Below are 5,460 nucleotides of genomic sequence, written 5' to 3' on the forward strand. Positions count from 1 at the left end.
CCCGCGTGAAATAGACCCGGGGCGGCAGGCGCGCACGACATTCAGTCCTCCCGCTGTTGGACGCCATGCTGCCGGGAGGGGGCGGTGCCGCCCCCTCACAGGTCAAGTGGAACGCAAAAGCACTTTGGCACTGTTGATCGCTTGGGCAGCTCGCTCATAATGCACCCGCTTGGTCGCGGAATCCGAAGACGACCGCAGCAGGGTGGTCGACAGTTTGTCCAGCACCGCCGATGCCTGCGCATTTGCCCGCGCGGCGCGCGAAGCAGCAATCCGGCGAATCGGGGTTTTGTTGGCGCGCAAACCGTTTGGCGTCCTGACCGCACGGCGCACCGGCGCGACTGAAGGGTCGAGGTTTTGGCGCACAACCGCATCCAGCTCCAGAACCGCAGCCTGGACTGCTCTACGCATGTCATCATAGCGTCCCGCACTTGGAATTTCGCGCAAGGCGGTTTGCAGTTTGTCACGCAGACAGTCAATCCGGTCCAGTTCCGCATAGGCTGCGCAATCTTTTGCCATATTGTCCAGCAGAGTCACGATTCTGGTCGTTCGCACGGTGGTAAGGGCAGGACCGGTGCTACCGTCCGTCCCTTCGTGGTCATCCACGCAACCGTCGCTGCAATAGTCGTCTGGCTCTTCTGACCCACCTTCGCCAGGGTATTCGGGGTCAGTTGGCTCCTCGATTGCGGTGCCGTCGTCGGCCCCAAGGCTTTCAAAGGTCATTTCGAATTGATCGTAGCTGATTGGCCCGGCCATTCCGGGCGCGACCGGCAAGGGCTTCGCCAACGCCATGCCAGCCAAGCCAAGACTGACTGCGACGACAACGGCGGCTCCCGCGAATAAACTATGCTTTCCGTACATGATAATTCCTTTCTGCAACCAGGTTTCAAATTTCAAACATCAAACAAATAACCGGATCAAGCGGTCAGTCCAAACGCCAGACGCGCGGCTTTTTGTGTGCCGGGACCAAAGTTTCCGTCAATTTCCCCGCTATAGAACCCCTCTGCCGCCAGTTTCTTTTGCAACTCACGGCGCGTTTCCACGCTGAACATGTTGGGCCGATCCTCCAACAAATCCAACACATCCTTGGCACCGCTACGCAGGGCGGCGTAAAGATATTTTGCGGCATCCTTCGGTCCTTTACCCTTGATCAGCCCATCGTCTATCAGCGCCGAGAAATTGAACAACGCCTGCGGGTGGCGCAGATCAGCGGCGCGCTCAAACAGTTTCAGGGCTGTCGCGGGGTCCTGTTTCAGCCCCAATTCACCTTGATAGTACAAAAAACCAAGATCGTTGATCGCATCAGCAAAATTCTGATCCGCCGCCGCCTGATAGAGCCGTAATGCCTCCGGGTAGTTCTGCGGCACGCCAAGCCCACGCTCATAGAGCTTGGCAAGTTCAAACTCCGCCTCCGGGGAACCGGCCTTCGCCGCACGGGACAACAGGCCAAACGCCTCTGCCGGGTCAAAACGCCCGGCTTCGGGGTTCAGCCGCATATAGGCCAAGCCGACCATTGACCGGGTATCGCCAAGTTCCGCCAACGCGATCAGTTGCTTTTCCTGATCCGGGCGCACCCCCGACCATGCCACCCGCAGATCGCCCGAGGCCGGGGCGTCACCCTCTGCCGGACCCGCAAGATAGAACGGCACACCGGAAAGCGAGCCATAGGTGTGCGGCTCCTGCTGGTTGAAGGTCTTGGCCAGCACCTCATCGCGGACCTGCCGGAACATCAGGCTGATCTCCAGCCCCGGAACCTTCATCCTGTCAGCCAAAGCCAGCGCAAAGGGGCTATTGGCGCCGTTACCATCCAAGGCCACCTGACCATCCCGCGCGGCATAGGCAACCAGGGTGCCGCGTTCCGGATTGGCGGGGGCAAGACCCACCGGTTTCGCGTTTGCCTTGGCGGTCGCGTCAATGGCATCGCCAAACGGGTTGTTGCGGCAGCTGTCCAGAACGACAATTCGCATCACCCGCGCCCGGTCCACCGTGGCAAGCAGGTTGTCCAATGACACGGATTGCCGCTGCACATCGCGGTTGGAACGGACATCGGCGTCAATTGGCACCAGATAGTTTTCGCCCTGCACTTCGATCCCGTGGCCGGCGAAATAGATCAGCGCAAGCTCCGCCGTTTCGGCATCAAACGCGAAGCTATCCATGGACTTCGACAATTCGGCATAGCCCGCGTCAATCACCAGCGTCACGTCAAAGCCGATGCCACGCAGGGTATCTGCGATCAAGCGCGCGTCATTGGCGGTATTGTCGAGGCTCTCGATATGCTGGTACTTCGCCATGCCGATCACAAGTGCAACACGTTTGGCCAAGGCGGCATCGGGCCACAACAAGGTCAGCGCCGCAAACAGCACCCCTGAAAATAAAAATCTGAATTGGTGGAGCATTCCTCCCCCGCAGGATTTCGGACCCGAACAGAGAGCCCGTGAAAATTGATCTTTACAATGTAGCGGGTCGCGCAGCTTCTGCAAAGCCTCGCGAACGTCCGCTCAAGGCGCGGGCTGTCAAAAATGTGCGAAAAGGGCGGAAACCTCAGATCTGCGCGGCACTACGCCACTTTTCAAGCGTTTCTTTCGCCACTTCGAAATGCATAGAATCCTCACGCGAAAAGGCAGCGCCCCAGAACCAACCCTCCTCCTGGAAGAAATCCGACAGGATCGTCAGGCCAAGCTGGGTTTTCCCGTCGCCCAACGTGTCCAGCTTGCCGTCAATATTCAGATCGACCGCAAGGCCGAAGGCATGGTTGGAAACGGAGCTCTGCGACCCGCGAATACGCCGAACGCAGAGGGAGCCTGAGGTCGCAATGCGGTTGTACAGGTCCACATCCACTTTTTTCACTTTCTCAAACACCCGTTTAAGTGACTCCACCGCAGGGCGCAGCATTGACACGCGGATCGGGCCAACGTCTTCTGTGACCAGCATGGCTTTCAACGTCGGGTTGGTCATTGCCTCACAATCATCCGTCAACTGTTCACGCGGCATCCCGAACATCTGGACCAGGAGACTCGGCCCCGCAGTAGACAGCCCGACATTGATCTTGCGCCGCCCCGCAATCAACACAACCTGCGCGTAGCTGTCGACGATCTGGTTTTCGCCCAGCCGTTCCAACGGCTCATCCCCGCTTTCGTTTCCCAGATCAAACGGCTGGCGCGGCGCGTTTTGCAGGCGCGACAACTCATCCTCCACAGTGCCAAGTCGCGTTTGCATGTCTTCCATCTGCTGGCGCAGAATTTCAATCTCGATCCGCGCGGCGCTGTCCACCGCCGACCCCGCGGGCGCATCTGAAAACAGCGGTTTGCTTTCCCCGCCCTTATTCGGCGCAAAAAAATGCGCAGAAACGATCCAGACCAAGGGAAGGGCAGCGACGGCGCCAACGATGGCCAGGATTGGAAGAAGACGCATGAAAGTTACTGCTGTATGTTTGAAATCAGATTGACCTGACCGTAATCCAAATTGCGCGACAAAGGAACAATTTTGCGGCATTTGGGATACGCATTTGCATGAACCGCGGCAATCGCTATCGGGCGGCGGCGGAACCGCCCCGTGATAACCGTTGTTTGGAAGCACCGCATGGTGTATTTTCAGACAGGAATTTTCCTTTTTCTGCGAGGTATTTTACAATGTTGATATCCAAACCCCTTTTGATCGCGGCTGTCATCCTAGCCGGGCTTGGCCTGCACCTGCCTGCGCAGGCGCAAGACGTTGATGCCGCGACCGCGACAGCCGAGCAATTGCAGGCCCAATTCCAAAAGCAAAAAACCCGTGGCCTGAAACTGGTGACAAGCACTGACGCGGCAGCTTTGCCGACTGTTTCCGGCGCGGCGGGTACAGTCATCAGCCCTGTCGCCTATTCCGAGATCGAAAAGGAGGCGCAAATCAACGTGCGGATCTCGTTCGATTTCGACAGTGCAGTACTGCGGCCCGATGAGCGGCCCAAACTCGCCACGCTTTGCACGGCTATGAAGACCGCAGATGTTGGCGTTTTCCGCATCGTCGGCCATACCGACGCCTCCGGCACCGATGCCTATAATGAAAAACTGTCGCTCTTGCGTGCGGAGGAGGTGAAGCGTTTTCTGGTCGACGATTGCGGTATTCCCACCGCGCGACTGGAAGCCGTCGGCATGGGCAAACGTTTTTTGTTCAACAAGGATGACCCCAAAGCCGAAGAAAACCGCCGGGTAGAGTTTCAGGCGCTGAGCTGATGCCCGTTTGCCGTTGAAGGGCGTTACATGACAAAGTTCCGCGCGGACGACACGTTCAAAGCCGGTGACGTGTTGAACAACACCTACCGGATTGAGGCGCTGTTGGGCCGGGGCGGCACATCCGACGTTTATCGCGCCCGCTCCGAGATTTCGGGGCGGCAGGTCGCGATCAAGGTGTTGCAGGCGGAGCTTTCGAAGAATGAGAACTACCTGCGCCTGATGACGCGCGAAGAAGCAATCCGCGATATCCGCCATGATGCGATCGTGCGCTATTCCGAAAATCAGCGCACAGCCGAAGGGCAGGTCTATCTGGTGATGGATTACGTCGAAGGACCGTCGCTGGAAGCAAAAATGCTCAGCGGTGGCTTGACGGCGGACGACCTGCTCAAAGTGGCGGCGCGGGTTTTGCAAGGTCTGGTTGCCGCCCATGCCAAGGGCATTGTCCATCGCGATCTGTCGCCCGACAACATCATCCTGCGCGATGGACGCCCCGAACAGGCGGTCATCATTGATTTCGGAATTGCGAAAGATGAAAACCCCGGCGCGGAAACCGTGGTTGGCAATGAATTCGCCGGAAAATACGCCTATGCCGCACCCGAGCAGTTGAACGGAATGTCGGACACAAGGTCCGATATCTATTCACTCGGCGTGCTGTTGCTTGCTACATTTCGCGGCAAGTCGCCGGATGTTGGTGAAAACCCGATGCAGCTTTTGCGGCTGAAACAGCAACCGCCCGATGTCGACGGCGTGCCGGAACCGCTGAAATCGCTGATCGCCAGAATGGCAGCGCCCGATCCGGCGGACCGGTTCCAAACCGCTGAGGATGTGCTGCGCGCGATTGATCCGACCTATACCGCCAGTCATGTGATGAAAACACAAACGGCGAGACCTGTCGCCACGCCGCCGCCGCCCGCGCAAAAGAAGCGCAGCGGAATGTTTGCCTTGCTGGCTTTGGCTCTTTTGGTTCTGCTGGCGGCGGGTGCGTATGGGTTGGGCTTTTTCGGCGCGTCGCTGCCGCAGGTCAGCCCGTTTGTTTTCGCCGCCCAGAAGGCCGAGGATGGCACCGTGTCAGCGCGCGGCTACGCACCGGACAAGGCAACGCTCACCAGTCTCAACCAGCAATTTCCGGGCAGCGTGACCTTGGCAAAGGGCAACATCTCGGAACACTGGGGCAATGATGTGCTGACGTTGCTGGATATTCTGGCCCCATTGCCCGATTGGTCACTGTCGGTATCGGACGACAAAGCCGTGG

5 protein-coding genes are annotated in these 5,460 nt (G+C 58.5%); 2 read left to right on the plus strand and 3 right to left on the minus strand.

All coding sequences use genetic code 11. The features are described from left to right. Positions 1-102: 102 nt before the first annotated feature. The 3 genes from L0H65_RS13460 to L0H65_RS13470 form a co-directional block, all read right to left on the minus strand. A complete protein-coding gene (locus L0H65_RS13460; RefSeq protein WP_301459564.1) occupies positions 103-858 on the minus strand; it encodes a hypothetical protein in 756 nt (251 codons plus the stop codon). A 56-nt stretch (positions 859-914) separates the two neighbouring features. Continuing rightward, positions 915-2,393: a caspase family protein gene (locus tag L0H65_RS13465; protein ID WP_301459565.1), complete on the minus strand. Its 1,479-nt coding sequence runs from the start codon at positions 2,391-2,393 to the stop codon at positions 915-917. Between the two features lie 145 nt (positions 2,394-2,538). Beyond that, entirely contained in the window at positions 2,539-3,408 is an 870-nt protein-coding gene (locus tag L0H65_RS13470) for a M15 family metallopeptidase (RefSeq protein ID WP_301459566.1), read from the minus strand. Positions 3,409-3,626: 218 nt separating this feature from the next. Between L0H65_RS13470 and L0H65_RS13475 the strand changes: the two genes are divergently transcribed. Continuing rightward, positions 3,627-4,208 (plus strand): OmpA family protein, encoded by a 582-nt coding sequence (locus tag L0H65_RS13475; RefSeq protein ID WP_301459567.1) that lies wholly within the window; start codon positions 3,627-3,629, stop codon positions 4,206-4,208. Between the two features lie 27 nt (positions 4,209-4,235). Then, a partial coding sequence (locus tag L0H65_RS13480; protein ID WP_301459568.1) for a serine/threonine-protein kinase occupies positions 4,236-5,460 on the plus strand: 1,225 nt, incomplete at its 3' end.

The sequence above is a fragment of the Pseudorhodobacter sp. genome, assembly GCF_030452865.1.
In the GTDB taxonomy this organism is placed as follows: Bacteria; Pseudomonadota; Alphaproteobacteria; order Rhodobacterales; family Rhodobacteraceae; genus Pseudorhodobacter.